This window comes from Sinomonas humi, assembly GCF_000802235.1.
GTDB lineage: Bacteria > Actinomycetota > Actinomycetes > Actinomycetales > Micrococcaceae > Sinomonas > Sinomonas humi.
The window spans coordinates 1-2,311 of the sequence record NZ_JTDL01000019.1 but is presented as its reverse complement, the minus strand read 5'-3'; the positions used below and the strand labels follow the sequence as shown (position 1 = coordinate 2,311).

Genomic DNA, 2,311 nt, shown 5'->3' with positions numbered 1-2,311 from the left:
GACCGGTACAGGAACTGCCAGGTGTCCTCGATCATGTGCGGATCCTTGCCGATCAGCAGCTGGGCGACATGCTCCTTCAGGTACGCCGCGACCGCGAGCTCCCGCCCGTTCAGGGTCGCATCGCCGATGCCCGTGATGCCCTCGTCGGTCGTGATCTTCAGCGTCACGAAGTTCCGCGACGGGCTCGTCACGAACACCTCAGCGGCAACGATCTTCATGGTGGTCCTCTCCGTCCAGACCGGCTTTCTCAGTGCTCGATCAACAATAGTGAGCCCGCGGTAAATGATGGCAATCGCTTGCCAGCGGTTGCCATCTAGAGGCGGGCGAAACCCACGAGGCCGTGGATGAGGTCGACGACGGCGGCGTCCGCGGCGAGATCGGCGTCGACAAGCCGGATGAGGGCCTCGGTGCGCTCCCTTCCGGAGCGGCCGAGCGCTTCCTGGATGGCACCGACCAGCGGATCCGAAATCTGCTCGGCCTCAGAGACCCAGTCGATCCAGGCGGCGATCATGCGTGCGGCCCCGAGCCCTGAGCGGCCCGCGGCACGTTCGGCCTGCAGGACCGGCACGCAGCGCAGGCGCAGCTTGAGCGAGCCGTCCTGGGCGATCTGGGCGAGGTAGTGGGCGATGCGCGGGTTCGCGAACCGCTCGAGCAGGGCTGCCCGGTACGCGGGCACGTCGAGTCCGGGCTGCGTGAGGTGCCGGGCGGCCTCGTCCCAGAACTCCGCCACAGCCCGGCGGCACACCGGATCCTCGAGCGCGTCCGCCACCGTCTCGTGGTCCCGGAGCCGGCCCGAGTAGGCCAGCATGGTGTGGGCGCCGTTGAGCAGCCACAGCTTGCGGTTCTCGAACGGCTCCAGGTCGGCGACGAACTGCGCTCCCGCGTCCTGCCACGCGGGCCGCCCGGCCGGGAAGTCGCCCGAGAGGATCCAGGACGCGAACGGCTCAGCCACGACCGGCGAGGCGTCCCGGTACCCGCACCGTTCCGCGACCTCCGCGACGTCCTCCGGCGTCGTCCGCGGGGTGATCCGGTCCACCGAGGTGCCCACGAAGCTCACGTTCTCCCGCACCCAGCCGGCCAGCCCGCCCTCGTCCGACTCGGCGTCGAGGTCCTCGGCGATCCGGACGACGGCGCCCCGCGCCGCCGTCCGGTTGTCCGCGAGGTTGTCGCAGCTCACGACGGCGATCGGCCCGCCTCCCGCCGCACGGCGCGCGGCGAGCCCGCGCACAAGGCGACCGAGCGGCGCGTCCGGGCTGCCGTCGTCGTACACCTTCTCCGTCACCGTCAGCGTCACGACGGCGGTGGCCGGCGCTGCGAGGAGCTCCTCCAAACGCGCGGTGTCCGCCCCGTCGACCGCCTCGGCGATCGAGCCGACAACCTCGAAGCTGTCCCCCTCCGCCGAGCGCTCCACGAGCGTGAAGAGCCCGTCCTGGGGCGCGAGCGCGAGCGCGGCATCCGGACGGCGCCCGGTGAAGGAGGCAATGCCCCACTCCGAGGCATCGTGGGCCCTCGCCGTGAACCACGCCTGATGCGAGCGGTGGAACGCCCCGAGCCCCAGGTGGACGATCCGCACCGGCGGCGCGGGCTCCCCGTGGCGGCTCAGGAGCGGCAGCTCCGTGGTGGTGCTCGGCATGGGCTTCCTCCTAGAGCTTGACGGCTGGAGCTTTGCGGCCCGAACTGGGGCGGCTAGAGCTTGAAGACGCGCCGGGGAGCCCTGTCGACGATGTCGACAATGAGCTCGTGCGCGCGCGCCTCGGTGATGCGGTGCTCCGCGACCAGCCTAGCGAGGAACGAGGCCTCGATCCGCCGGGAGGTGTCGTGCCGGGCCGGGATCGAGCAGTACGCGCGGGTGTCGTCGATGAAGCCCGAGGACCGGGAGAACCCTGCCGTCTCCGTCACCGCCGAGCGGAACCGAAGCATCGCATCCGGAGCGTCTAGGAACCACCACGGAGAGCCGATGTACACCGACGGGTAGAACCCGGCCAGCGGGGCCAGCTCGCGGGAGAACACCGTCTCGTCGAGGGTGAAGAGCACCAGGTGGAAGTCCTTCGCGGTGCCGAAGTCCTGCAGGAGCGCGTGCACGCCCGCCGTGTAGTCCACCGCGAACGGGATGTCGTGGCCCGTGTCGCCGCCGAACTCGGCGAAGGTGGGGCCGTGATGGTTGCGGAACGAGCCCGGGTGGATCGTCATGACCAGGCCGTCCTCGACGGACATCCCTGCCATCTCCCACATCATGTGCGCCTCGAACGCATCCCGGTCCGCCCCCGTCGCCTCGCCCCGGCGGGCCTTCTCGAACAGCGCCTCCGCCTCG

General features: G+C 70.7%; 2 protein-coding genes and 1 pseudogene. All 3 read right to left on the bottom strand.

From position 1 onward, the window contains the following. A pseudogene (locus LK10_RS01525) lies at positions 1 to 218 on the bottom strand (bifunctional D-altronate/D-mannonate dehydratase); the annotation flags it as partial. Positions 219 to 313: 95 nt separating this feature from the next. Then, on the bottom strand, positions 314 to 1,633 hold the full coding sequence (locus LK10_RS01520; RefSeq protein WP_052206824.1) for a mannitol dehydrogenase family protein: 1,320 nt from the start codon (positions 1,631 to 1,633) through the stop codon (positions 314 to 316). A gap of 53 nt (positions 1,634 to 1,686) precedes the next feature. Beyond that, on the bottom strand, positions 1,687 to 2,311 hold a 625-nt coding region (locus tag LK10_RS01515; RefSeq protein WP_043119593.1), incomplete at its 5' end, for a glucuronate isomerase.

Excerpts from the sequence above, each read along its gene's own strand:
- LK10_RS01520 (WP_052206824.1), bottom strand. The coding sequence starts at position 1,633 with ATGCCGAGCACCACCACGGAGCTGCCGCTCCTGAGCCGCCACGGGGAG.